Here is a 26702-nt window from a genome sequence, read left to right as displayed (position 1 = left end):
ACTATATAGCATATAATCGCACAAGGAGAGTGATATAATGGAACCGTATATTGGAGATCTTCAGCTACTACTAGCAACCATTCTTATAATCATCTATATGTTATGGGATAAACTCTTCCCCGAATAACAGCATTTAATGTTGTGTTTTCTTATTGATTTTGTATGGAATGTACTGCATCCCCCAGCATTTTGCCAATACATTTACTTAATTTCATAACGATAGACAAAGGGGTGCTTTGCAAGTCCAAATAGCCTAGATATCCACTGGCATTGACCACTCCAATAATAGAAATAGTACCGATGCATGGCAATTTATTACCAACGGCAATACCAGCCTCTAAGCTGCCCTCCCATATTTCAATATTCCCAATTTCATTATTTTTGCCTAAACAAGCATCAACTGCAATAATAATCGGCTGATGATATTGTTCTTTTATATTTTGAATCACTTTTACTAAATTACCGGCATGAACAGGCATCTCTAAACTTCCGTACACAGTACATATTGTATGTTCCACTAAATAAGATCCTACTAGAGGACCAAGGGCATCACCAATATATCGATCTGAACCAATGCAAAGGATAATAATTTTTCTATTTTCTAATTCCTCCTGCTGTTTTAATAGATTTACCATATAATGATACATTTTAGGATAAACAACAATATCATTTACATTCACAATTAATTTTTCAGCGATTTTTTTTTCCATATTACGATCTCCTCTTCTAATATATCAATAAATATCTATGCTTACTCCCCATAAAGAAGACTTGATTCAGATGGAGTTTCAACTCCACCGAATCTTAGTCACACTTATCCGCTCTTAACTCTCACTTGTAGAAGATGGGAGTCTTAGAGCGGTTTAGTCATCGGATAAAATACCCGTGCCCGTCTAAGATAAACAACTTTGATAGCCTATACTCGCATACAATAAAACCTCTTTGCTCCAATTTGGCAAAGAGGTTTTATTTATATGAAAAAATTCTTTATTTCTATAATTACATTTATCATCATACATTATATTGCATAATGCAAGATGGAGGTAATGGAATGTATGTCATGATCGCTTTGCTTTTAATTGGTATAACCTTGTTATTAGGTGGTATTTTTTTCATGCGTTTTGGACTTCAAAAATTATTATGGACTAAGCTACAAGCCTTCTTAGGGCAACTAACCAGTACACCTTTACGCGGCTTATTGGTTGGCACCTTAGCGGCGGCTTTCATGCAAAGCAGTACTGCCGTATCTCTATTGACTATAGGCTTAGTTCATGCTCAATATTTATCATTTTATCAAGGTTTAGGCATTATCTTAGGTGCTAATATTGGCACATGCTCAACGGTACAATTAATGACAATTGCAATGCCAGAAAAACTCATCATTCCTTTATTTCTATTTTTTTTGCTGTTCACAATCCTTTGCCGGAAGTTTCGTTATTTTGGTATGGCAATCTCAGGCTTATTAAGTATGTTTATTGGTATGAGCATCTTATCAGAAGCCTTAAGCAATATCTCAGAATTTACAACTGTCATTGACTATTTACTAGCATCTCAAGAAAATTCGCTTTACGGCATTATCGGCGGCATTATTATTACTCTTTTATTTCAATCTAGCAGCGCAGCTACTGGAGTTTTAATGGTATTAGCCAGTGATGGTATCATCGACTTAACGACAGCCACTTATGTAGTCTATGGTAATAATATTGGCTCCTGCTTATCATCTTTTATCGTTGGAGTTACCGCCTCTTTAGCTGCTAAACGCTTAGCTGTAGCACATATTCTTCTTAATGTATTGGGCGTTATTATTTTTTTCCCCATAACTGGCGTGCTCACAAAAATAGCCACTAGTCTTACAGCAGATTTTGCTGGACAAGTGGCCATCGTTCATACACTCTTTAATATTATTTCTTCATTGGCAGTGCTTCCCATTATACACCAATATGCTAATTTAGTAATGCTACTCATCCCCAAAAGAAGATAATATTTGCTCTTTTCGCCTTTCTTTAAAAGCGATACATTGTCTAATGATTGTCATAATAATATACAATAATATGGCTGTCATGACAATCGTACCGCCTGGAGCAATATCCAGGTAGAATGATGATGTTAACCCAATGAATACAGATAACATCGAGAAAATTACTGCCCATCCCATCGTTGCCTTAAATCCCACTCGTAATAAATGGGCTGTTGCCACAGGTACGATCATCAAAGCGCTAACGAGCAAAATTCCAACTATCGTCATACCAACAACTACAACCAACGCTGTTAATATGCTAAATAGCATATTAATCATCCCGGTATTGATGCCTGCCACATTTGCAATATCTTCATCTAAAGACATTAACATTAGCTTGTCAAATAAAAAATAAACAATAACTAAGACTAAAGTACCAGCACCAGCTATTGTTATTACATCCGTTAGTGATACTGTAATAATACTGCCAAATAAAAAACTTAATAATCCTGTACTTGGCATTCGTGTCATAGTACTGAAAATAATAGCCATCGCTGCTCCAGCATAAAAAAATATTGCTAACCCCATATCAGCAAACTCGGTATGCCTTCTACGAACTAATTCAATTCCTACTGCACCAGCTATCGTTAAAATCAAAGCTCCCACTACTGGATACAGCCCTACCATGTATCCACCTGTTACACCGGCAAAAGCAATATGCCCTAATCCATCTCCAATCAAAGATTGGCGGCGCACCACTACAAAACTGCCAATTAATGGACATACAATACCTGTAATTAAACCTGCCAGCAATGCTCTTTGAATAAAGTCATATTGAAAAAATTCCATATTTTCGCCTCACTGCCCTGTATAGTACCACAAATGTCGTGCTTGGGCATGCGTATCATCAAACTCTTTGCTGCTACCAAAAAAACAAAGTTTACGATTAATACATGCTACTTTATTTGCCCATGATACAGCCTTTTCAATATCATGGGATACCATAACAATTGTAATACCAAGATTTTTATTTAATGTTCCTAATAATTCATAGATTCTGGCACTAGCGTCATAATCTATTCCACTAGTAGGCTCATCTAAGAGCAATAATTGTGGATTGGCAGCTAGCGCCATCGCTACCATAACTCTTTGCTGCTGTCCTCCTGAAAGCTCACCAATACGCCGATCACGCAGCTGCTCTACACCTACCAATTCCATCATGTGAGTCGTAATATGGTTAGCAGCCTGATGATTTTTTTTCGCAGCAGCAGCTCCCAAAGTTAGACCTAAAGCAACAACTTCTTTTACTGTTGCAGGAAATCCTTGAGCATTTTTTCCATAGTTCTGGGGAACATAACCAATTAACCCGTGTCCCTTTGCTGTAAATATATCTTTCCCACCAATCTGAACTTGTCCTCTTGTTGGCTTTATAAGCCCGGCTATAATCTTGAGCATCGTACTCTTTCCTGCTCCATTAGGACCAACAACAGCAACAAAATCACCTTGTGAAATAGTTAGAGATATATTATCGATCGCAACATTGGTATTATAGGAAAAATGAATATCAGACAGTTTCACTTCACACATTATCAATTCTCCTCACAGAGTTTTACAATTCGAACATAAACCTAATAGCTCTACATTATGACGAATAAGTTCATATCCACTCTTTCTAAGCAGTTTTATAAATTCTTCATCAATTGGACAGTAATCAATACAAACGGCTTTACCACATTTTACACAAACTACATGATGATGATGATTCGCATGGGCCAATTCATAACGTGTTCGTTCTTTCCCCATTCCAGTTATCGGTATCAGCACACCATTCTCTGTTAACATATTAATATTTCGATAAATCGTATCTAAGCCTATATCGCTATATTCTTGACGCACCAAATTCCAAATTTCATCTGCGGTTAATAAACCTGCAGTCTGGACTATTTTTTCCATAATGATACGCCGCTGGGGTGTTATGCGATAACCTTTTTCCTTTAATTTCTTCATTACATCATATATCATATATATCTTTCCCTTTTTTACAAATAATAAGATTCTTATTAGAACGGCAAAAAAAATATAGTTATTATCTATTTGAAAAACAAAAAGTCGAATACCTATTTGTTCTACCTTACCTAATGACACTATAACCTATTTCATACCAATTTTATATACTATAATAAAAATTCAGGATTACCAACCTAAGTTATCTGGCAAAACCTAGTCTTCTTGTACTTCATTTTTCTAATTTGAATAATAAATAAAAGTAAGGAGGCATTTTGCCTCCTATAAACCACATTATAAGACTCGGCGCGCTCCTAAGTAACGTGCTCCCCAATAACCGCTGTCCAATCGATCGATCACGACACCACGGCTAGAAGTAGCACTAATAAACTTTCCATTTCCCACATAAATACCAGAATGAGACGCACCGGCTTCATACGTAGTAAAGAACACTGTATCTCCAGGCTGCAAACGGCTGTACGATACAGACTGTCCAACTCCATACTGTTCATCAGCAGCTCTTGGCAGGTAAACTCCAGCTTGCGCAAATACATATCGAGTAAAGCCCGAACAATCAAAACCATTTGGTGACGTGCCACCAAATACATACGGTACGCCTTGATAATTCAATGCTGTCTGTACGATTCTTCGTATGATAGCACTGGAACTATCACGGCTTACTGGCATTTCTCTGCCCATAAGAGCACGATATGTCTGCATGCCAATTACTCCATCAGCATCCAAGCCCCTGTCTTTTTGAAAATCTCTTACTGCATTTGCTGTCATTTCGCCAAAATCTCCATCAGAACTACCAGCATTGTAACCAAGAGCATTCAATTGTGCTTGAATGTTAGCGATATCGTCTCCTTGATCACCTTGATGATAGGCTGCAGCAGCGCAGGTTACAGTTCCTGCACTTACTAAAACTAGTAAGAACACTACCACTCGAAAAAACTTAGTCAATATGCATACCCCTCTCACTAGCCTCCGAGGTTAGCTGACGGGTTAGGGTTGAGATCCCCCTACTTTCAGGCAATGGTAAAGTCGCCCTACACGTTTCACCCCAAAACTGTGGTTCCCCCGGTCCTGTGCCTTGATTAGGCATTTATAAAACTGCACTTTTGTATTATTCGCTTTATTTCTAAAAAATCCTGCCACATATCTCATCTTTTTACATATTTTATACTATGTTTTATGTAACTCATCGGTTACAATTTTATTTCTCATTATTACATATTAAATATAAAGAAATAGCAAAAGCTCTTTTATTCCTGCTTCTGCCGTTTATATTCTGCCCGTACCAAATATAAAGGACGTTGTTTTACTTCTTCAAATATACGACCTACATATTCACCAATAATACCTAACCCAAGTAATTGCAAGCCACCTAAAAGTAAAATACTAGCTGTAATCGTTGCCCAGCCTGGTACTGCTTCTAGTGTAAATAGTTTAATATAGATAACATGCATCGTAACACTAAAGCTAATCAAGGCGAAAAGTAGCCCTATATAAAAGGCGAAACGAAGTGGCAACTTAGAATAAGATGTAATGCCGTCTAAAGCAAAATGCATCATCCTACCTAGAGAAAATTTTGATGTCCCTGCATAACGTTTTGGAGCAACAAATTCTACTAAAACCTGTTTATAGCCAATGGCTCCAATCATACCGCGAATAAAGCGTGCTCGTTCTTTAAAACGGCGAAAACTTTGAACTACTGCTTTATCTAGTAAACGAAAGTCAGAGCCACCTTCTTGAATATGTACCTTCGATAATTTATTAATTATTTTATAGTATAAGGCAGAAGTAAGGGTTTTAAACCAGGATACACCTTCCGTACTAATTCGTATAGTTTGTACTACTTCATATCCCTCTTCCCATCTGGTTAGCAAGAGGGGCAACATTTCCGGCGGATGCTGCATATCCCCATCCATGGTAATCACCCCGTCCCCTTCCGCATAATCAAGTCCACAAGTTAAAGCCAATTGGTGTCCAAAATTACGCGCCATAATCAAACCTCGTACCCTATGATCTTGCTGAGCTAATCTTTCCAATATGAAAGGAGTCGCATCTTTTGATCCATCATCTACAAAAATCAATTCAAAACAATACGGTAGAGGCTCCATATATTTGCAAACTTCTTGATAAAAAACCTGAATGTTCTCTTCTTCATTAAACACAGGTACAACAATTGAGATCGACTTCATCTTCTCGCCTCGATTCTTAGCTGCTCACCTTTATGATTCCGATACATGACTCTCCTGCTTAAGATCTTGCCTTAGCACTACTGCTTCTCTTAAATAAATATGCTTAATGTCCTTTTGAGGCAAATCTGTATTTAATAATATAAGTACCCGAATACACTGAGGGACACCATTTGGGCTATCAATTTCTTGCGTTCCAAATAATGGTACTTCCGTCCACCCTATATTTCTAGCAGCAATCGCTGGAAAAGTAGCATTAATATCTGGAGTCGAACTAAAAATAACAGCACCTATATCCTCCATTTCAAATTCATTAGCTTGTACTATCGTAGTTAAAAGCTCTGTTACTCTTTCAATAATTTCAGTGGATTCATTTTTAACTACTGTTGTAGCACCCCGGATACCACGCAACAAATTTATCATCCTCTCTGTTGTTACATTTTTATATAATAATTCTATATAAACTGCTTTATATCCTCTATACATTATACAAAGGTTAGGATTTATTACAATAGCATGAACCACAATGGCTGCATTTCCACCAGCCACATACAGGACATACCAAATTCGTCTCATTTAGTTCTATATACATTCCTTCATGATGATCCTTCCAGCAAAACACACTGCCTTGGTCCCTATATAATACAACATCGTGAGCATCAACCCAAGTCTTTTCATTCCCTATAGTGAATAATAGATCATTATGACCTGTTTCCTGATTTATCCGGTAATCTTCGATCTTAATCTTTTCTTTTTTATCGTCCTTCGTATATACTACATACAAATTTTTAATATTCATACTCCCTCACCCCTCCATAATTAATATGAAGTTTAAGAAAGATGTATACCATAGTAAAGATAAAACCTGGATTATACCAGGTTTTATCCAATGACTATGATTATTTTTGATAAAAGGTTTTACAGTTTGTTTGCTCACTTTGATTAGCGGCTTTGCCCCCACCATCCACATTTACCTCAATTGCAGAGGCATCACAGTGTTCACCGTTTTTCCAATATTTACAATTCGAAACCGTACATTTTACACCAGCTAACATGAGTTCACCTCCTTTCTTTTTCAATCTTAGTATACAAAAAAGCATTATACTTTATCCATTATGTAAAAAACATATAAATGAAGAGATAGGGAACGAAAAGCCTTCATGAGCTTCTCATTCCCTATCGTTTAATCCAAGTTGTATTTTTTTTAAACTTCTATGTACATCTTCAATTTGCGAAGAAGCTACCTGAGGAAATCTTCCAATCTCAATCGTCTCCAGGATAGGATTCTTCGTCTGATCGTAATGGACCCCATACCAGATCCCTGAAATACCACTCTCTATCCACTCAGCTGCTTCAGCGCTATCTAGTAAATCAATCTTAATATGCCCTATCCCAAGAAAATCACGAATTTCTTGTCGTTCCTCCGAAACAAGAGACATTTTATTAATGAAGATACTCCAGGTTTCACCGGTATCAATAAAACGCTGCAATGCGCCATAAATTTCAAACAATACCGCTCTAGCTTTTGGCGATTGACTCATTTCCTTACACATCAATTTTCACAACCTCTACTTGCCATTCATGAAGCACTAACAATATCTGTTCTACTATTTCATCTACTTTCTTAGCTACAATAGGCGTCATTTCCAAGCCGATATCGACCGTTAATGGTTGCACTCCCAGTATCATAATTTCTTGTACAGGTTTTTCCATTACATCCATTATCGCTAAGACATCTTGAATGCCAAGCTCATGCATGGATACTTTTTCTTTAAAATATGCTTTAACCTCATTGTTTTGAAAATGATAAAGAGATCCTGGCGGTAAACTTCCAGCCACCGCATCTACCAAAATCAATTTATCTGTCTCAATTAAAAACCTTAGCAACTCCATACCAAGTGTGCCACCATCTAAGATCTGAACGTTTTGAGGAAAGGAGTATTGTTTTAAAAGCTGTTCTACAACTCTCACACCAAACCCCTCATCCTGCATTAATATATTACCAACCCCCAAAACCGTGATCTGTTTCATTTTTTAAGGTCTCCTATATCATCAGGCTCTTTATCATAGAACTTTACACCGGAAAACATTGCCGATATCTCACCATATTTTTCACTCATATCAGCTCTTGTTGCCATATACACATGAATAATTACAAATAAAATGATCATCCATGCTACGTAATGATGAATCATATGAACAATATATTCATCCACAAGCAAATGATTGAGAGGTCCAAATATTTTGGATAACCAGCTATTAGGATCAATCTGCCCATACATAGCAAAACCAGTGAAAGCTTCCAAAAATATCATACCATACACTCCGCCGTATCCTGCACGCGCCATTGAATTTCTTAGATAAGGACGATGCTCAGAGCGCAAAAAGCTGTAATGTAACCCCATATCTAACATACCTGTCCAGAATAATTTTGTCCAAGGCTTAGGTAACATACGGTCTCCTCTGTGAAGGATAAAACCATAAACTCGAAATATAAACGATGCCATCAGTATGTAAGCTGCAGCAAAATGAATAAAACGAATGGTTGACATTGACGCCCAGTTACTAACCGCAAAAGTTGGCTCTACCCCTTGGCTACCAATGTAAAAAGGATTCCCAATGTATAAGCCCGTGCAGAATAAAACCGCAATAGCACCTACCATTAACCAATGAAAGATTCTCGTCCAAATGGTAAAAACGTAATAAACTGCTACAGTACGAACTTTCACTATACTTCCCCCTTACCTACCAATTCCTAAAGTCTCAAATAAGGATCGCTATGCACAACCGTTAGCTCGCGCCCAGAAGCATCATATAAATGAGTAGCACAGGCCAGACAAGGATCAAATGAATGAATAACTTTTAAGATTTCTAATGGTTTATCTGCAATTTTTACCTTAGTATCCATCATACTTGTCTCATAGGCACCATAACCAGATTTGCTATCCCTCGGGCACGCATTCCACGTAGATGGTACAACAGCTTGATAATTATCAATTTTTCCATCTTTAATAATCACCCAATGGCTCAATGCACCACGAGGTGCTTCTACAAGCCCTACGCCTCTAGCCTCTTTCGGCCAAGTACTAGGCTCCCATTTATCCGTATTCGCAACGGAAGTATCACCAGCTTTAATATTGTTTATTAATTTATCAAGATAATATTTACTAATATATCCCATTACTTGTGATTCCAATCCTCTTGTTGCCGTACGGCCAACCGTGGATAACAACCATTTTTCTGGCGGTAGATTTAACATTTTAGAAACTGCATCTACTTGATCAACCATCATTTTTTCTACCCAAGTAGGCTCTGTAATAATTCCTTGTTTCACCTTTGTGTATACAATAATATAACGAGACAGAGGTCCAACCTCAGCCATTTTCCCTCTCCATTTAGGCGTCTTTATCCAAGAATATTTACCATTCTCATCAAGATACTTCCAATCCGTTTTACTCCCTTCTTTAGGCCCGGTAAAGTTAGGATTGGTCACACCGTTCCATGGATGTAAATCTTTATCTTTTTCAGGGTAATCATACCAAGAATGTTCAACCCCTTCTGTTAATACATCGGGATCGGAAAGATCTTTGGCTTCAAAAGGATAAAATATCGCTTTATCTACACCTTGAACAAAATTTTCTACCACTCCATCTGAACGCAGCAGTAAATTTTTATGAAAATCGCCATTGGAAGTTCCTGAATATTTTTCATCAGGATAATCACCAAAGCCAATTACTCTTTCTTTTGCCAAACCACCACCATCAACATAACCCTGTTTAACATAGATCTCACCAATAGCAAGTACATCGGGTATGTAAAAATAATTATTCAAAGCAATGGTCATATTAATAGATGCATCAACCACTGCTAAACGTTCCGTATTAATTGGCGCATTCATATCATTCATAGAAATAGAACAAGGCATACCGCCAACTACATAGTGAGGATGAGGATTTTTACCACCAAAAACAACATGAGAAGTAACGATATCCCTTTGTCTATCAAGCATATTTAAGTAATGAGAAACTGCCATCAAATGAACTTCTGGCGGCAAAACATCATAATCAGGATGATCCCACCACTGTGCAGAAAAAATACCTAATTGACCACTATCCACAATTTTTTTAATTTTATCTTGAATGCTTCGAAAATATACAGTCGTAGCCTTAGGAAATTCTTTAGGATATGCTTCTGTATCAAATTCAATAGGACCTTTCACATTCAGATTATACTTCTCTAGTACTGTATTTTGCAGCGCTGCTGTCGCAGCTGGATCTGCTTTTAAAGCTGCTACAGGACTAACCCAGTCTAATGCATGCAAATGATAAAAATGTACAATATGGTCATGCACCATTTGCGTCGCTTCAATAATATTTCGAATATAGTTGGCATTTTTAGGGATTTCGATACCCAAAGCATCCTCTACAGCCCGCAAGCAACTTAAAGAATGGATGGTGGTGCATACACCACAAATTCGTTGAGCAAAGGCCCATGCATCTCTAGGATCTCGATCTTTAAGAATTAATTCAATACCACGCCATGCAGTACCACTAGATAATGCTTCTTGCACCTTACCTGTAGCTTCATCAACAACTACTTCTAGCCGCAAATGACCCTCTATTCGATTTACTGGATCAACAACAACACGTTTCACAAGGCATCCTCCTCACATACATATACATTATTCATTATCATTTTCTGTTTCATGGGTTTCTTTATGATGCCTTTTATGTTGAATCGTAGAAAGTGCACCATGGATAACCACTCCAGCCGTAAGTGCTCCTGCTGCTACGATTCCGACTTGATCAGCATTCACAATTGCATTGGGAACAGGAATATTGGGCATACGATTATAAAAGGGATCATTATCCCAAAAATTATTAGCAGAACAACCTATACAAGGTGCACCTGATTGGATCGGATAAGAAAGCCCATTCCACCAACGCATATTTCCGCATGAATTGTAAGTTTCTGGTCCACGGCACCCTACCTTATACAAGCACCAGCCAGCTTTACTTGCCGCATCATCAAACTTTTCCACAAACATACCTGAATCAAAGAAAGGACGACGATAGCAAGTGTCATGAATTCGATTGCCAAAAAACTGTTTAGGCCTCCCTTTACTATCAAGAGGTGGGATCTGTCCATATAACGTATAATGCATAATCACACCTGTAATCACTTCTGGAATCGGCGGGCATCCCGGTACTTTAATAATGGTTTTTCCACTAACAACATCACTAACAGATACGGATTTTGTAGGATTTGGCTTTGCAGCCTGAATCCCTCCCCAAGCTGCACATGAACCAACTTCAATAATTGCAGCAGCTCCTTTAGCTACCTCTTTAAGATTATGTACAAAGGTTTTACCCCCAACCATACAATGAATACCATCATCATTTAAAGGCACTGCACCTTCCACTGCCAACAAATACTTACCATTATATTTCTTCATAACCTCTTGCAAATGATGCTCTAACGGCTCACCTGCAGCAGCAGCTAAAACATCCATGTACTCCATAGAAATCATATTTAAAAGAACATCTGATGCAAATGGACTTTGGGAACGAATGAAGGCTTCATCACAGCCCGTACACTCATGTCCATGCAACCAAATAACGGGGACTAGTGGCTGCTTCTCTGCTGCAGACACCACATCCGAAATCAGACTTGGCGATAACCCTAAAATTCCAGTTATCGTAACACAAGTTTTTAAAAAGTTTCGCCGGCTTACATTTCTTCTTTGAAATAAGTCCCATAAAGATTCCACATCTTTCACAATTATCCCCCTCTCATTTTACAAGAAGACTTGGCGCCTATGCGCCAAGTCTTAATAAACGCAGATAAAAGTTTTATTTCTTCTCTTCTCGAACTCCATGATTACACCATGGCTCTTCTGCCATATAGTCGCCATCATAGTAATAATATGCTCGAGCCCTACAGCCACCGCATATACCATCATATCCGCAGGTTCCACAGCCACCTTTTAGTGGCTCATGTCTCAATCGATTAAACATCTCACTATCACGCCATATTACATCAAAATCGGTTTCTTTTACGTTACCAATTTTGATCGGTAAATAAGGACACGCTTGTACATCGCCATTTGGTAGGATCACACAATAAGCCGTACCTGCCAAACAACCTCTGGTAAAGCGCATTGGAATATTACGTTCCTTAGCAATACGCATAAACTGAGGAGCACAGGTAGGTTTAAGTTCAATCGGTACCTCTTTTTGCTTTTCCAAAATCCGTGTTAATACAGCTTCATATTGCTCTGTTTTTAATGTCGTATCTTCAATATCTTTTCCTCTGCCAGTAGGAACTAAGAAGAAAATATGGTGAGCCATCGCCCCTATTTCAACAGCTAAATCTGTGATATCGGTAACTTCTTTTTCATTCCAAGTTGTGATAGTTGTATGAATCTGGAAAGGAAGTCCTACTTCACGACAAGCCCTCATCGCCGCAATGGTTTTATCCCAAGCTCCTTCAGATTGACGAAACTTATCATGAACATTTTTATCGCAGCTATCTAGGCTGATGCCAGCTGCGCCAAGTCCAGCTTCTTTTAGTTTTATAGCTACTTCCTTAGTAATTAAGATTCCATTCGTACCAAGCACTGGTCTTAAACCAATACTTTTAGCATAAGAAATTAATTCATAAATATCAGGACGCATTAAAGGCTCGCCACCACTTAAAATAATAATTCTAAAGCCAGCACGTTTCATTTCATCTAATAATTTTTTGCCTGCTTCTGTACTTAGTTCATCCGGCCTTTTCTTTCCTGCATCACGATAGCAGTGAAGACAGCTAATATTACAGACCTGGGTCGTATTCCATGAGATAATCATATATAACTCCTTTCGGGATAACGAATTTATAATACAGTATACTTGTCCAATAAAAAACATAACACTTAGTAGCAATAAGAATTAGGCATGCTATAAATAGGATGATCCTATTCCTCTTCATATTATCGCAAATTAATAAGATTTAGACAATATAAATTTCTAAATATATGATATGCTTGCAAAAAAAAAGAGACTTCACCATTTGAAGCCTCTTCTAAAGCTTTAGATCACCTTATCAATAGCATCCATTAAATCTTTACGTGGCCGGTACCCTACAATACGATTGACTTCTACACCATCTTTAAAGAGAAGCAAAGTAGGAATTCCCATAACATTGTATTCACTAGCCAGTTGCTGCTGTTCATCCACATTGACCTTTACAACAACAGCTTTGCCTTCATACTCTGATCCAACAGCTTCAAGTTCCGGGGCAACCATTTTACATGGTCCGCACCAAGAAGCCCAAAAATCTACAAGTACAGGTTTACCTGATTGAGATAATTTTTCTTTAAAATCACTTTCACTTGTAATATTTAAAACACTCATTATGTAACCTCCAATATATTTTTATTTTATTATTCACCATTATTGAATTTTCATTACTATCTTATTTATATAATAGAAAATATCAAATTAAAAGTCAATACTCATCAGATATTTTTTATCATATCAATTTTATTTCTTTTTAATAATCATTCTTTCATGGCATTAAATAAAAAAACCTTCTCTATATTGGAAATAGAAAAGGTTTCATTTGCATAAAATTGTGAGTAATCAATAAGCCGAGTTCTGTACCGCTTACACGGTGATGATCATCTATCTAGTCTGACAGTTACCTGACAGCTCTAGCGACGCAACCCGGAAGGTTCAGCGGGCAGCTTCATCCCTTCCCTATTTGGTCTTGCTCCAGGTGGGGTTTACCTAGCCAGCCAGTCACCTGACTGCTGGTGCGCTCTTACCGCACCGTTCCATCCTTACCAGCATAGCTGGCGGTTTACATTTCTATGGCACTTTCCCTAAGGTCACCCTCGCTGGACGTTATCCAGCACCCTGCCCTATGGAGCTCGGACTTTCCTCGTATGCTTTATGGGCATCCGCGATCATCTTTCCTACTCACAACACTATATTTTTGTCATTCAATTAACAAGAAATTTATTATATCACATATTATTCATTTAGTCAAATAATATGTGATATATTTATACTATCTTTAATAGATCTGAAAGACGTCTTGATTGATGTCGTCAACCTTAATATCCACAGACCATTTTGCATCATCAGCACATTTGCTAAGATATTCTGCTACATAAGACAGTACAGGTTGCTCTGTGGCAAAATGACCAGCATCAATAATTGCGATTCCAAGGGCAGCAGCATCTTGTCCCTCGTGATATTTTACGTCTCCTGTTACTAAGACATCTGCTCCAGCAAATGCAGCCTTATGCAATAAGCTAGCACCTGCGCCACCACACACCGCTACTTTTTTTATCAACTTATTTTGATCTCCCACTACACTTACAGCAGATACTCCCAGCACATATTTTACCCGTTTAACAAACTCTGCAAACACGATAGGATTCACAAGCTTTCCAACACGCCCAAGTCCTAATTTTTCTCCAGAATTCATCAGCTGGTATACATCATAAGCAACCTCTTCATAAGGATGTACTTTTAGCATTGCTTTAACAACCGATTTGTAAATTTGCTCTGGCATAATCGTTTCTAAGCGACTTTCTTGTACATGCTCCAGCTTGCCAGCATGCCCGATAAATGGTTTAGAACCATCTAAAGGCAAAAATGTGCCGATGCCATTAGTGGCGAAACTACAATGACTATAATTACCAATATGTCCTGCTCCAGCCGCCATTATAGCATCTCCAACGATTTCTCGATGGGTTTCTGGAACAAATACTACTAATTTACAAAGTTTTTCACTAGAATTATCCGCGAGGGGTCGTACATCACATAACTGAAAAGCATCTGCCAATACGTCATTCACACCTCCTGAGGCGATATCAAGATTCGTATGAGCAGCATATACTCCAATATTTGCTTTTATTAAAGCAGATAAAATTTGCCCCTGTGGTAAATCCGTCCTTATGGCAGAGATGCTCTTAAATATAACAGGATGGTGAGCAATGATTAGGTCGATATCGTCTTTTACAGCTTGTTCCACTACTGCTTTTGTTACATCTAAGGTAATTAGTATCTTATGAACTGTTTGGGCTGAACTGCCAACTAGCAGCCCCACATTATCCCAATCCTCTGCTAAGCTCCTAGGGGCCAATTTATCCATTGCCTCTATAATTACCTGACACTTTACAGACATTGCCGCTTATCCTCCAGTTGTTTTAATCGCGTGACATATTCATGGTATTTAAGGCTTTTTTGTGCATTACTACTACATTCCATTTCTCTTACTACACGCTTAGTCTGAGAAATCAATTGATCAATATGCAATGTTAACAGCGGGGACTTTTCATCCCATAGCTTTTGCCCAATTTCGTACATAACAGGCTCATAACGAGGAGAATCTCCTTGCTCTGCCACAATGATTTCATACAGCCTTCCCTCTTCTTGGACTAACCGCTCCTCTAGCACATACCAATTGTTTTTACATAACCAACGCCGCACAGTTGCCGCTCCCACCATAGGCTGTAATACTAGACGTTTGAGAGATCTAACGATTTCACAATGGTTCGTTAATATCTCTATAATTGTTTGTCCACCCATACCAGCAATAACAACCGTATCTACTTCTAGTGGTGAAAGCACTGCTAATCCGTTGCCCAAACGTACAGAAATTTTTCCTTCCAGTGATAAGCCTTCCACGTGCTCTTTAGCAGCCTTATAAGGACCGCTATGAACATCGCCAGCTACAGCCGAAACAACAACATCTTTTTCGACTAATTCAATAGGTAGGTATGCATGATCCGTACCAATATCAGCTAAACGAGCCCCTCGAGGTACACATGCCGCTAATGCAGCTAATCTTCCCACAAGCCTCAAATTGCAATCACCTCATTATTATTATTTTTCTTATTATACTAAAATTTCAATTTAACAATCAAATAAAATAAAAATTCAATATCATCTTCTCTATAGTAAAAAAATGCAAAGCATATGCTTTGCATTTTATTCTTAAATGGTGGGCGATGACAGGATCGAACTGCCGACATCCTGCTTGTAAGGCAGGCGCTCTCCCAGCTGAGCTAATCGCCCGTTATGGTGACCCGTGGGGGAATCGAACCCCCGTTATCGCCGTGAAAGGGCGGTGTCTTGACCGCTTGACCAACGGGCCAAAATTGTTTACTATAAAATGGTGGGCCCACCTGGGATCGAACCAGGGACCAGCCGGTTATGAGCCGGCTGCTCTACCGCTGAGCTATAGGCCCTAGAGATATTAAAACAGGTTTTCCATAGAAAGCCTGTTTGTAATCTGTATAAGATGGCTCCTCGAGTAGGACTCGAACCTACGACCGATCGGTTAACAGCCGATTGCTCTACCAACTGAGCTATCGAGGAATGTCGTCAACATTAACTATTATAATACAATACCAACGTTACGTCAACAACTTTTTTTAAAGAAATGAAATTTAACTTACTATTACTCTAAGAAATCTTTTAATTTCTTACTACGACTAGGGTGACGTAACTTTCTAAGAGCTTTTGCTTCAATCTGGCGAATACGTTCACGGGTAACACCGAAATGCTGCCCTACCTCTTCTAGTGTGCGCGCTCGCCCATCATCAAGACCAAACCGTAATCTAAGAACTTTTTCTTCTCGCGGAGTAAGAGTTTCTAGCACTTCTTCTAATTGTTCCTTTAAGAGCATAAAGGAAGCAGCCTCGGCAGGTGCTGGCGCATCTTGATCTTCAATAAAGTCACCTAAGTGAGAATCTTCTTCCTCACCAATCGGTGTTTCTAAAGATACTGGCTCTTGAGCAATTTTCATAATTTCTCTTACACGCTCAACACTGATATCCATCTCTTTTGCAATTTCTTCTGGCTGAGGCTCACGTCCTAGTTCTTGTAATAATTGCCTAGACACGCGTATCAATTTATTAATCGTCTCCACCATGTGCACTGGAATACGAATCGTTCGAGCTTGGTCAGCAATTGCCCTTGTGATTGCTTGGCGAATCCACCAAGTAGCATAGGTACTAAATTTATAGCCTTTATTATAGTCAAATTTCTCAACGGCTTTAATTAAGCCCAAATTACCTTCTTGAATTAAGTCCAAGAATAGCATTCCCCGCCCAACATAGCGTTTTGCAATACTTACAACCAAGCGCAAGTTAGCTTCTGCCAATCGCCTTTTTGCTTCCTCGTCGCCTTCTTCCATACGCTGCGCTAATTTAATTTCTTCATCAGCTGTCAGTAAAGGTACTCGACCAATCTCCTTAAGATACATACGGACCGGATCATCAATACTAATACCTTCTGGAATTGTTAAATCAATATCTACTTCTTCTGGAGTTACTTCTTCTACTTCTGCTACATCAGGTTCATCATGACTTTCAGTATCATCAGGAAGCTCGTCAACTATCTCAATCCCCTTACTAGAAAAGACTTCATATATCTCTTCAATTTCATCAGGAGATAAATCTTCACTTTGGAGAGTATCCATGATTTCACTATAAGTTAACACGCCACCCTGTTTTTTCCCTTTGTTCACCAATTTAGTTACAAATTCATTTGATATCATCTTTTTCTCTGTCATTTTACTCCCCTCCTCCATTGGCCACTCCAATCAAGGCGTAGTTTCTTTTTGGAATTATAAGTTGCGCAATTTATTAATTTCATCGTTTATTCGCTGACTTTCTGCTAATGCCTGCAGAAAACCACTATCCCCCAGACGTTCTAATTCATCAGCCCTTAATCGGTGCTGTTCATATAAAAACTTTAAATTTGTTAGGCGCATATTTTTTATACAATCATCAACCATTTTGATATTATCAGTGTCATTATATTGTATATCAATTAGCATAATATGAGACAATTCTGCATTTGCTGCTTCACTTAGCATCATTGTCCAAGCAGTATCTGTAATATCTTTTCCCATATTATACTCTTTAAATATTAAATTGATTATTTCGCGTCTATTTTCTCCTTGTATTTCTTCAATAGACAGTTTCTCTTTAATATATGGTATAAGAGAGCTATTCCCACACATTAATCGAATAATATGACTTTCAGCTTGTTCTAATGCGATTGAAGGTTGTTTCACAACTAACATATTAGATATATTCTTCCCTTTATTTACATTTTTATCCTTTTGTTGCTGAAACAAAAATTTACGAACTTCGCTGCGTATAGCACTTTCATCAATTGCCAGCATCTGTGAAATAGAAGCAATATACGCATTCACTTCTACTGCATTATCCGCTTCTGCCAATATAGGTACTATTTTAGATACAACTGCAACTTTACCTTCCAGACCGCTATAATCTATACTTTGAAAAGCTTGCTTAATTTGATACTCTAAAATATCAGATGCTTCTGCGATGAGTGATTGAAAAGCCTCAGTTCCATGTTTGCGAATAAATTCGTCAGGGTCTTTGCCATCAGGAATCAAAATCACTCTCACATTCGCACCTAAATTTCGTAGAATTGACAAAGCTCGTACTGTAGCATTTTGCCCAGCAGCATCACTATCATAAGCAAAAAATATATCTTTAGCATTACGAAGCAATAATTTAGCCTGCTCAGGAGAAAAAGCTGTACCTAATGATGCCACAACATTTCGAATACCAAAAGCATGAGCCGTAATGGCATCCATATAACCTTCTACTACAATGGCTTGCCCGGATTCCTTAATAAACTTTTGTGCAGCATCAAAACCAAACAAAATATATCTTTTATTAAAAACAGAGGTTTCTGGTGAATTTAAATATTTAGGTTGGCTATCATCAATCACCCTTCCCCCAAAACCAACTACCCGCCCTCGAGCATCAGAAATAGGAAATATTACACGACTGCGAAACCGGTCATAAACACCATCACCAGAATTTCTCTCTACGATTAGACCAGCTCTTAGCAAAACCTCTTGTTCTAAACCACGTTCTAAAAAAGCGTTTACTAATTTATCCCAAGCAGGAGGAGCAAAGCCAATTTTAAAACGTTCAATGACGTCATCTGTAACACCACGGGAATTTAAGTATTCTCTTGCTTTTTTACCATAAACAGTTTTTGTCAAACAAGCATAAAAAAACTCCCTAGCCATTTCATTGACACGGTATAATTTGCTATTCTCACGTTCCCTTGCCAATTCCCTCGAACTTTTCTCTTTTTCTGGCAAAGGAATATTCATTTTTTGCGCCAATAGTTTTACCGCATCAAAAAAACTAATGTTTTCAATTTTCATTAAAAAATTAAATACATTTCCCCCACTTTGACAACCAAAACAATAAAAAAAACCTTTGTCAGGTGTTACTGAAAATGAAGGAGTGTTCTCATGATGAAACGGACAGCAGCCCCAATAGTTTTTTCCCTTCTTTTTTAAAGGGACATAATCTGATAAGATGCTTACAATATCACTCTCCGAACGCAACCTATCAATAAATTCATCATAAATCCCATCTTTCATAAACTCACCTTTAACCTACTCGTAACCATATAGCCTGTTAATTTTTCATGAATAAATATTCCTACTAATCAACTTTTCGACTTATGATACAAGAATATCCTGTTTTCCTGTTTTCGCGATTTTTTCCCATATTCCTGCTAATACTAGCATATCCAATATGATTAAAAGAAAAACTACTTTCGATTTGTGATTTATTTCTACACAAATTCCCATAATCCTGCTATAAGATTCATGCACCATAGTACTTATTATTTCATACTATTAATTGAAAGATCTTAGAATGAGCTCCAAATTAGGACATAACTCCATTCATTTTACTTTCATAAACAATAGTATTCAATATAACTTATAAATATCCTCTTTTCCCTCTTGACAACTAATATTTTTTTTGATAACAAATTGAAACTTTTTCTTATAACTCATCGGGCAATCCACTTTGCCGGAATAAATAACTCTTCAAATAAATGAACTGCATAACCATCTGTCAAACCTGCAATGTAATCAACAATGGTTACCTCCAATCCCCAAATACTTTCACGTTCTAAAAATTCCTGTGGTAAGCTTTCAGGGTGAAGGGTAAAGTATTCATATAGTTTATGAATGATATATTTCGCCTTCTTGCGATCCGGCTCTAAATCTGTTGAACGATATACTTTTCGAAACATAAACTCACGAAATTCTTCCATGGCATTTTTAACGTTAGCCGAGATTTGTATTTCATTACGTCCTTCAGATGTCCGAATCATATCAGAAACCATTACAGTAATCATATTAGACGGATTTGTTCCTAATGTCTTTGCCACCTTTTCTGGTAAATCAACAGTTCTGATCATCCCTGCTCGAATACCATCATCATAGTCATGACATAAATAAGCGATACGATCGCCAATACGCACTACGTTTCCTTCTAAGGTAAAAGGCTTATTTAAACCTGTATGATTTAATATGCCATCTTTAACTTCTAATGTTAAGTTCAGTCCTCTGCCATTTCGTTCGAGATGTTCTACGACTCTTAAACTCTGTTCATTATGGTGGTAACAACCAATAATTTCACGCAAAGCATACTCGCCAACATGACCAAAAGGAGTGTGCCCAACGTCATGTCCCAAGGCAATAGCTTCAATTAAATCTTCATTTAACATTAATCCTCGGGCAATGGTTCGAGATATTTGCGACACCTCTAAACTATGAGTCATTCTCATGCGATAATGATCTCCAGGAGAAATATAAACTTGGGTTTTATGCTTTAATCGGCGAAAAGCCTTACTATGGATAAGACGATCACGATCACGCTGGAAAGCGGTTCGAAATTCACATACCTCTTCTTCTTTATCTCGTATTGCTTCCCTACTTTTACTAGCAAAGGATGACAGTATTTTATATTCTTGTTCCTCAATACGTTCACGTATATTCATAATATCGCCTCCGCATTTTACTTCATTAACCTTCGTTTTTTTTAGATAGAAGCATTGTTTGCTTCATTATTACACCTAGTTTGATAACGAATGAATCTTATATACTCTTTTCAGCATACCAAGCATTTACACCTCCATTTTCCTACAAAATCTGTTATAATATTATTAAGGATTTGTTTATATGCTTTACTTATACGGAGAGGAGATTATTATGAAAACTAAAACTTTCATATTTACTTTACTGTTTATGCTGCTATTTACAGCAACTACTCTCGCTGCCAAACCCACTATTACAGCAGATCAGCAATATTTTGACATTAATACCGGTTTATATGTATTAAATGGAAATGTATACATACAAGTTAAAAACCGTGTGATTACTGCAGATCAAGCAAAAGTTAATATGGGATCGTTAGAAGTTTGGGGAAGTGGCAATATTACAGTAAAGCAAGATGATATTTTATTCACTGCAGATAGTGTCTATGTATATGGTGCCCAAGACCGAGCTATCGTCGAAGGAAATGTACATTTTACTCGCACAAACCTAAATGTTACAGCTAATCACGTCGATTACAACTGGCGAGATAAAAATGCCTTTTTTAGCGATAATGTACAAATTGAACAAAATGGGAATTCCTGGTCCGCGAATACAGCAAAATATAATATAACAACAGACACATTCTTATAATAAAAAAGCCTCCGGATTTTTACCGGAGGTTTTTTTATTATACTTGTGAGCAATAATCCGCACCAAAGATATTAGATTGTTTTTTGCTACAGATCAATTCCATAATTTTATTGGCAGTTTCTTCAATAGCCTTATTCGACACATCAATAATAGGACAGTTTAATTTATGCATAATGCTTTTAGCATATTCTACTTCCTCTTTGATTCGTGCAGAATCAGCATAACAGGATTCCGGGTCTAATCCCATAGAACGCAGTCGCTCGGCCCGAATATTATTTAATTTGGCAGGATCAATAATTAAACCGACAATTTTTTCTGTAGGAATTTCGAATAATTCTTTTGGCGGAGCCACTTCAGGCACCATCGGTACATTGGCAACCCGTAATTCTTTATGAGCCAGATACATGCTCAAGGGTGTCTTTGAGGTACGCGATACTCCAACCAGTACCACATCGGCTTTTAGTATACCGTCAGGATTTTTCCCATCATCATATTTTACCGCAAATTCAATTGCTGCAACCCGTTTGAAGTAAGCTTGATCCAAAGTATGAACCAATCCTGGCTTTAATTGCGGAACAAATCCTGATACATGCTGTACAGCATCAATCATGGGTCCCATAATATCAATCGTAGGAATGTTATAACGTTGTGCCTGTTCTAATAACGCTTCTCTTAATTCACGTCCTACAATGGTATGACAAATCACACTGGTATAATTTGCTGCATCTTCTAAAATTCTTTCAATCTGAATGGTACTATTAATATACGGAATACGAATAATTTCAAACGCTCCAGCTTTAAATTGACTTGCTGTGGCTCTAGCTATCATTTCCGCCGTTTCACCAATAGAATCCGATAAAGCATAAATTACTGATGATTTAGCTATGATGCTCCCTCCTATACTAATAATTCTATTGTATATTTATTTTAATAAAAGCCAATTCCAATTTATATAATACGTTAAAATCATACAAAATCCTCTTCTAAAAGACTCTCTTTATAACATTCTGCCAATAAACATAGATAATTATTACATGTTAAAAGTATAAAAGAGCCTGCATCCATTGTACAGGCTCTTTCTTATATGATTTATAAAGCTACAATTTTACTTAAATCTGCTACATTCGTAGTAAGACCTGTAATTCCTTTGAGTAATGCTAAACGATTATTTTTTACTGCTACATCTTCAACCATAACCATAACTGCACCAAAAAACGCATCAATTGGCTCAGTCATCCTGAGCATTGCATTGAGTATACCACAATAGTCTTTTCTTTCTGTCATACTTTGAATCTCTTCATATGCATCTTTATAGGCAAAATAGAGAACGCGTTCTTCATCTACTGTAAATAAGCTCTCATCAATTGCCTGAACATCTGTAACATTTTTGACCAAATTACCAACCCGAGTAAATGCTTGGACAGCCTTCTGCATTTCGCTGCTGCCGCCATCATTTGCAATAGCTTTAGCCCTCAACCAAGTATCATATATATCATCTACGCTAGTGCCCATTACAGCATCAACGATATCATAACGAATGTTTTCATCAGCTAAGACATTCTTAATTCGTAATCGGAAAAACTCCTGAATTTCTATGAGCAACTTCTCTCGCTTTTCAGGAACAATACCCAGTAAATCCATAGTTTGAACCAGCATAGCATTCATCGAAACATGATAGTTGCTATCAATTAAGATATTAACAATCCCTAATGCCTGGCGTCTTAATGCATAAGGATCTTGAGAACCCGTTGGTATTAGACCACGACTGAAAGTTGCTACGATATTATCCAGTTTGTCAGCGATACTAATCACCTTTCCTGCTACACTTTCCGGCAAAATATCACCAGCAAAACGGGGTAAATAGTGTTCGAATATTGCCTGAGCTACCTCAGGTTGTTCTCCATTTAACAATGCATATTCTTTCCCCATAGTCCCTTGCAGTTCGGTAAACTCACAAACCATCCCTGTTACCAAATCAGCCTTTGCAAGTTTGGCACTCCGTTCAATAATCCTATTTACATTTTCAGTACCTATAAATTTTGCAATAGCTAACGCGAGATGCTCAATACGTATGGTTTTATCATAAACAGTGCCTAATCCCTCTTGAAAAACAATCGTCTTAAGTTTATCTAAGCGATCAATTAATTTTATCTTCTTATCTTCCTCAAAAAAGAACTGAGCGTCGGCTAATCTTGCTTTGAGTACCCTTTCATTACCATGACGAACAATATCAATATGGTCGGCGGAACCGTTACGTACCGTAATAAATACAGGTAAGAGCTTTCCATCTTTTGAGACTACAGGAAAATACCGCTGATGCTCGCGCATAGGCGTAATAACAGCCTCTGGAGGCAATGATAAATATTTTTCTTCAAATCGTCCGCAAAGAGCTGTCGGATATTCCACAAGATATACTACTTCTTCTAATAAATCTTCATCAATAGCAGCAGTACCACCTTGACTTAGGGCAATTTCCTGAACTTGCTCACGAATAACGCTGCGTCGCTCTTCTTGATTTACCATAACGTAGTTTTCCTGCAATACAGTAAAATAATCATCCACAGAATTTACGATTAATTCGCCTTTACTTAAAAAACGATGGCCGCGAGTCGCATTCCCCGTTGATACTTCTGTAATGGTAAAAGGAATGATCTCGCTACCAAAAAGTGCTACTATCCAACGGATAGGCCTGACAAACTTTCTATCAAAGTTAGCCCATCGCATATTCTTAGGAAAATTAAGACTATCAATAATATTGCTTAAGATCTCAGGCAACAAGGTCGTGACAGGTTTGCCCACTTCATGTACAAGAGCATAAACATATCCATCTCTTACCACCAAATCAGCTGGATCGACACCTTGCCCCCGGGCAAATCCTTGAGCAGCTTTTGTTGGCAGATGATTTGCATCAAATGCAATCTTTATAGAAGGGCCTTTATTTTCACTATTCTTATCTGCTTGTTCTTCTAATACATCTCTCACAATTAATGCTAATCGTCGAGGAGTCCCTAGCACTTGAATATCTCTATAGCCAACTCTAAGTTCATCAAATTTATTTCTAGCAATATTCTCAAGTTGGCTTAAAGCGCCTGCCATAAATCTTGCAGGAATTTCTTCTGTACCAATTTCAAATAATAAATCTTTTGCCATAATTATTTACCCTCCTTAAGCAAGGGAAAGCCTAATTTTTCTCGTTGTTCTAAATAGCCTTGTGCGCATAATCTGGCCATATTACGAACTCTTCCAATAAAACCAGTACGTTCACTAACACTAATCGCACCACGGGCATCTAATAGATTGAAAGTATGAGAGCATTTTAACACATAATCATAGGCCGGTAATACATAGCCTGCTTCAATGACTCGGATAGCTTCTTTTTCATACATATCAAACAACTGGAATAGCAAATCCGTATCAGCAATTTCAAAATTATAATGAGATTGTTCTACTTCATTACGGTGAAAAACATCGCCATAAGTAACGCCATCTACCCATTCTAGTTCATACACATTTTCTTTTCCTTGAATATACATTGCCAAACGCTCTAAACCATAGGTAATTTCCACAGAGACAGGTTTTACATCAATACTGCCAACTTGTTGGAAATAAGTAAATTGGGTAATTTCCATACCATCTAACCACACTTCCCAGCCAAGTCCCCATGCACCTAAGGTTGGAGATTCCCAGTTATCTTCAACAAAACGAATATCATGCTTACTGGGATCAATTCCCAAACCTACCAAACTTTCTAAATAGAGTTCTTGAATATTAGCAGGTGAAGGTTTCATGATAACTTGAAATTGATGATGCTGTAACAAACGATTAGGATTATCTCCATAACGTCCATCTGCAGGACGACGGGAAGGTTCCACATATGCAACATTCCAAGGTTCTGGTCCTAACGCTCGTAAAAAGGTAGCAGGATTCATTGTACCTGCCCCCTTTTCCACATCATACGGTTGCATTAAAATACATTTCTGTCCAGCCCAAAAATTTTGTAGTGTCAAAATAATCTCTTGAAAAGTCACTAATAATACGCCTCCCTTAATAGTAAAAAACTTGATCTACATCAAGTCTCTGCCAAATGCAATCCCCAGCCTTGCTTATGAAAATAAACGTATGCGACTGCTGTTTACAAATAAAAACCTCCCTGTCCACAGTAACATATCGTTACAGGGACGAGAGGTTTTTCCCGCGGTTCCACCCTGATTGACCATGAGAACATGATCCACCTTAAGTTATAGCAAGTTTTACTCTTCCACATAAAAACTCTATCGAGCGAATGCGCAGAATTTCCTCTTACGGCTTAGGAATGCCTTTCACCCATTACATTGCCAAGCTTGCACCATCCCTGACTCGCTAAAAACAATAGGTTACTTTTTTCCTTCATTGCCTTAATTTAGTTAAAATCATAACAAAAGTTATTTATATTGTCAATGGTATATAGCAGCGTCTAAAGTCCACTATTTTTATGAAACTCATTTTTTTCTTCATCAACTGCTGTATCATCATCTGATATTTTTGTCTCTGTAGTACTGCCATCATTGCGCACAACTTCGATACTACACCGTTTAAACATTGCTATTAATACTCCTAATGCTGCAATTTGCGGTAACACTACAGCTCCTAGAGCGCCAAGTGTTACAGGAATTTCAACTAAGGTACGTCCTTCACTCTTTATACTAATTTTATTAACATTGCCTTCGTGGATAAGAGCTTTTACCTTATCAATCACTTCTCCAGATCGTACAGAAAAGCCCTCTGTCCAGTTTGTTTCTTTCTTCTCATCTAATTCGATTAACGTATCAAGTAAAATTCCTTGATTCCGTTCTAATGCTTCTTTAGCCTCTCGATAGGAAAGACCCGTACGCCCTCGTATAATATCAATTTTTTCTAATGTTATTTCTTCCATGATGAAATCCTCCTAAGAAATATTTATGTTATTATTTCCAATAGTGATAATCCTTATTCAAAAATTCCAGTTTGTTACATTATTG

General features: G+C 37.6%; 27 protein-coding genes, 4 tRNA genes, 1 other RNA gene, 1 riboswitch and 1 other annotated feature. Of the genes, 2 read left to right on the top strand and 30 right to left on the bottom strand.

The genetic code is table 11. From position 1 onward, the window contains the following. Positions 1-149: 149 nt before the first annotated feature. A complete protein-coding gene (gene yyaC, locus JBW_RS09565) occupies positions 150-710 on the bottom strand; it encodes a spore protease YyaC (protein ID WP_007954302.1) in 561 nt (186 codons plus the stop codon). Between the two features lie 341 nt (positions 711-1051). On the opposite strand from yyaC, the gene JBW_RS09560 reads away from it, so the two are divergent. Continuing rightward, the gene (locus JBW_RS09560) at positions 1052-1981 is read left to right on the top strand and encodes a Na/Pi cotransporter family protein (protein ID WP_007954303.1); all 930 of its coding nucleotides are present in this window, start codon (positions 1052-1054) and stop codon (positions 1979-1981) included. On the opposite strand, the gene JBW_RS09555 is transcribed toward JBW_RS09560, so the two are convergent. The 25 genes from JBW_RS09555 to JBW_RS09445 form a co-directional block, all read right to left on the bottom strand. Further along, positions 1958-2806, bottom strand: coding sequence for a metal ABC transporter permease (locus JBW_RS09555; protein ID WP_007954304.1), 849 nt, complete (start codon positions 2804-2806; stop codon positions 1958-1960). The two genes, JBW_RS09560 and JBW_RS09555, sit on opposite strands and share 24 nt — an antisense overlap. Before the next feature lie 9 nt (positions 2807-2815). Next, positions 2816-3544 carry a metal ABC transporter ATP-binding protein gene (locus JBW_RS09550; protein WP_007954305.1) on the bottom strand — a complete coding sequence of 243 codons (729 nt, stop codon included), beginning with the start codon at positions 3542-3544 and terminating at the stop codon, positions 2816-2818. Positions 3545-3556: 12 nt separating this feature from the next. Then, positions 3557-3964 (bottom strand): Fur family transcriptional regulator, encoded by a 408-nt coding sequence (locus tag JBW_RS09545; RefSeq protein ID WP_235334175.1) that lies wholly within the window; start codon positions 3962-3964, stop codon positions 3557-3559. Positions 3965-4255: 291 nt separating this feature from the next. Continuing rightward, complete coding sequence (locus JBW_RS09540; protein WP_007954307.1) at positions 4256-4924, bottom strand: NlpC/P60 family protein; 669 nt, start codon at positions 4922-4924, stop codon at positions 4256-4258. Between the two features lie 4 nt (positions 4925-4928). Beyond that, positions 4929-5075, bottom strand: a riboswitch (cyclic di-AMP (ydaO/yuaA leader). A 151-nt stretch (positions 5076-5226) separates the two neighbouring features. Then, positions 5227-6165: a glycosyltransferase family 2 protein gene (locus JBW_RS09535; protein WP_007954309.1), complete on the bottom strand. Its 939-nt coding sequence runs from the start codon at positions 6163-6165 to the stop codon at positions 5227-5229. 30 nt (positions 6166-6195) lie between these two features. Further along, positions 6196-6711, bottom strand: a complete 516-nt coding sequence (gene aroH, locus JBW_RS09530) for a chorismate mutase (RefSeq protein ID WP_007954311.1) — start codon at positions 6709-6711, stop codon at positions 6196-6198. After that, positions 6659-6961, bottom strand: coding sequence for a hypothetical protein (locus tag JBW_RS09525; RefSeq protein ID WP_007954312.1), 303 nt, complete (start codon positions 6959-6961; stop codon positions 6659-6661). The genes aroH and JBW_RS09525 overlap by 53 nt, the downstream gene beginning before the upstream one ends. Positions 6962-7061: 100 nt before the next feature. Further along, positions 7062-7241 carry a DUF1540 domain-containing protein gene (locus JBW_RS24005; RefSeq protein ID WP_235334174.1) on the bottom strand — a complete coding sequence of 60 codons (180 nt, stop codon included), beginning with the start codon at positions 7239-7241 and terminating at the stop codon, positions 7062-7064. 90 nt (positions 7242-7331) lie between these two features. Beyond that, positions 7332-7715 carry a hydrogenase expression/formation C-terminal domain-containing protein gene (locus JBW_RS09520; RefSeq protein WP_007954314.1) on the bottom strand — a complete coding sequence of 128 codons (384 nt, stop codon included), beginning with the start codon at positions 7713-7715 and terminating at the stop codon, positions 7332-7334. Next, positions 7708-8193 (bottom strand): HyaD/HybD family hydrogenase maturation endopeptidase, encoded by a 486-nt coding sequence (locus JBW_RS09515; protein ID WP_007954315.1) that lies wholly within the window; start codon positions 8191-8193, stop codon positions 7708-7710. The genes JBW_RS09520 and JBW_RS09515 overlap by 8 nt, the downstream gene beginning before the upstream one ends. Next, positions 8190-8891 carry a Ni/Fe-hydrogenase, b-type cytochrome subunit gene (gene cybH, locus JBW_RS09510; RefSeq protein ID WP_007954317.1) on the bottom strand — a complete coding sequence of 234 codons (702 nt, stop codon included), beginning with the start codon at positions 8889-8891 and terminating at the stop codon, positions 8190-8192. Before cybH ends, JBW_RS09515 begins: the two co-directional genes overlap by 4 nt. 26 nt (positions 8892-8917) lie before the next feature. Next, positions 8918-10816: a nickel-dependent hydrogenase large subunit gene (locus JBW_RS09505; protein WP_007954318.1), complete on the bottom strand. Its 1899-nt coding sequence runs from the start codon at positions 10814-10816 to the stop codon at positions 8918-8920. A 27-nt stretch (positions 10817-10843) separates the two neighbouring features. Beyond that, complete coding sequence (locus JBW_RS09500) at positions 10844-11941, bottom strand: hydrogenase small subunit (RefSeq protein ID WP_007954319.1); 1098 nt, start codon at positions 11939-11941, stop codon at positions 10844-10846. 73 nt (positions 11942-12014) lie between these two features. Beyond that, positions 12015-13013: a putative heme d1 biosynthesis radical SAM protein NirJ2 gene (gene nirJ2, locus JBW_RS09495; protein WP_007954320.1), complete on the bottom strand. Its 999-nt coding sequence runs from the start codon at positions 13011-13013 to the stop codon at positions 12015-12017. Between the two features lie 222 nt (positions 13014-13235). Continuing rightward, positions 13236-13559 (bottom strand): thioredoxin, encoded by a 324-nt coding sequence (gene trxA / locus JBW_RS09490; RefSeq protein ID WP_007936594.1) that lies wholly within the window; start codon positions 13557-13559, stop codon positions 13236-13238. A gap of 217 nt (positions 13560-13776) precedes the next feature. Then, an RNA gene (rnpB, locus tag JBW_RS23885) (RNase P RNA component class A) lies at positions 13777-14129 on the bottom strand. Between the two features lie 94 nt (positions 14130-14223). After that, positions 14224-15342: a Nif3-like dinuclear metal center hexameric protein gene (locus JBW_RS09485; RefSeq protein WP_007954321.1), complete on the bottom strand. Its 1119-nt coding sequence runs from the start codon at positions 15340-15342 to the stop codon at positions 14224-14226. Next, the gene (locus JBW_RS09480; protein WP_235334240.1) at positions 15333-16013 is read right to left on the bottom strand and encodes a tRNA (adenine(22)-N(1))-methyltransferase; all 681 of its coding nucleotides are present in this window, start codon (positions 16011-16013) and stop codon (positions 15333-15335) included. The genes JBW_RS09485 and JBW_RS09480 overlap by 10 nt, the downstream gene beginning before the upstream one ends. 146 nt (positions 16014-16159) lie before the next feature. After that, positions 16160-16235: transfer RNA gene (locus JBW_RS09475), tRNA-Val, on the bottom strand. A 4-nt stretch (positions 16236-16239) separates the two neighbouring features. Continuing rightward, positions 16240-16314 (bottom strand) — tRNA-Glu (locus JBW_RS09470). Between the two features lie 19 nt (positions 16315-16333). After that, positions 16334-16408, bottom strand: a tRNA-Ile gene (locus JBW_RS09465). A gap of 54 nt (positions 16409-16462) precedes the next feature. Continuing rightward, positions 16463-16538, bottom strand: a tRNA-Asn gene (locus JBW_RS09460). A gap of 82 nt (positions 16539-16620) precedes the next feature. Continuing rightward, a complete protein-coding gene (rpoD, locus tag JBW_RS09455; protein ID WP_419177834.1) occupies positions 16621-17736 on the bottom strand; it encodes an RNA polymerase sigma factor RpoD in 1116 nt (371 codons plus the stop codon). A 54-nt stretch (positions 17737-17790) separates the two neighbouring features. Beyond that, positions 17791-19602 carry a DNA primase gene (gene dnaG, locus JBW_RS09450; RefSeq protein ID WP_007954324.1) on the bottom strand — a complete coding sequence of 604 codons (1812 nt, stop codon included), beginning with the start codon at positions 19600-19602 and terminating at the stop codon, positions 17791-17793. A gap of 419 nt (positions 19603-20021) precedes the next feature. Further along, the gene (locus JBW_RS09445; protein WP_007954325.1) at positions 20022-21017 is read right to left on the bottom strand and encodes a deoxyguanosinetriphosphate triphosphohydrolase; all 996 of its coding nucleotides are present in this window, start codon (positions 21015-21017) and stop codon (positions 20022-20024) included. A gap of 211 nt (positions 21018-21228) precedes the next feature. Between JBW_RS09445 and JBW_RS09440 the strand changes: the two genes are divergently transcribed. Next, complete coding sequence (locus JBW_RS09440) at positions 21229-21705, top strand: LptA/OstA family protein (RefSeq protein ID WP_007954326.1); 477 nt, start codon at positions 21229-21231, stop codon at positions 21703-21705. A 37-nt stretch (positions 21706-21742) separates the two neighbouring features. Here the strand turns inward: JBW_RS09440 and JBW_RS09435 are convergent, their stop codons facing one another. The 4 genes from JBW_RS09435 to JBW_RS09420 all read right to left on the bottom strand — a co-directional run bounded on the left by JBW_RS09435 (position 21743) and on the right by JBW_RS09420 (position 26617). Beyond that, positions 21743-22573 (bottom strand): pyruvate, water dikinase regulatory protein, encoded by an 831-nt coding sequence (locus JBW_RS09435; protein WP_081490006.1) that lies wholly within the window; start codon positions 22571-22573, stop codon positions 21743-21745. 221 nt (positions 22574-22794) lie between these two features. Next, complete coding sequence (gene glyS / locus JBW_RS09430) at positions 22795-24855, bottom strand: glycine--tRNA ligase subunit beta (RefSeq protein WP_007954327.1); 2061 nt, start codon at positions 24853-24855, stop codon at positions 22795-22797. A 2-nt stretch (positions 24856-24857) separates the two neighbouring features. Continuing rightward, entirely contained in the window at positions 24858-25733 is an 876-nt protein-coding gene (gene glyQ, locus JBW_RS09425; RefSeq protein WP_007954328.1) for a glycine--tRNA ligase subunit alpha, read from the bottom strand. 143 nt (positions 25734-25876) lie between these two features. Beyond that, positions 25877-26104, bottom strand: a binding site (T-box leader). Between the two features lie 54 nt (positions 26105-26158). After that, positions 26159-26617 (bottom strand): DUF4342 domain-containing protein, encoded by a 459-nt coding sequence (locus JBW_RS09420; RefSeq protein ID WP_007954329.1) that lies wholly within the window; start codon positions 26615-26617, stop codon positions 26159-26161. Positions 26618-26702: the final 85 nt, after the last annotated feature.

It is taken from the genome of Pelosinus fermentans JBW45 (genome assembly GCF_000271665.2).
GTDB classification, from domain to species: domain Bacteria; phylum Bacillota; class Negativicutes; order DSM-13327; family DSM-13327; genus Pelosinus; species Pelosinus baikalensis.
Note: the sequence above shows the minus strand (reverse complement) of the source record. Positions and strands in the feature narration are given on the sequence as shown.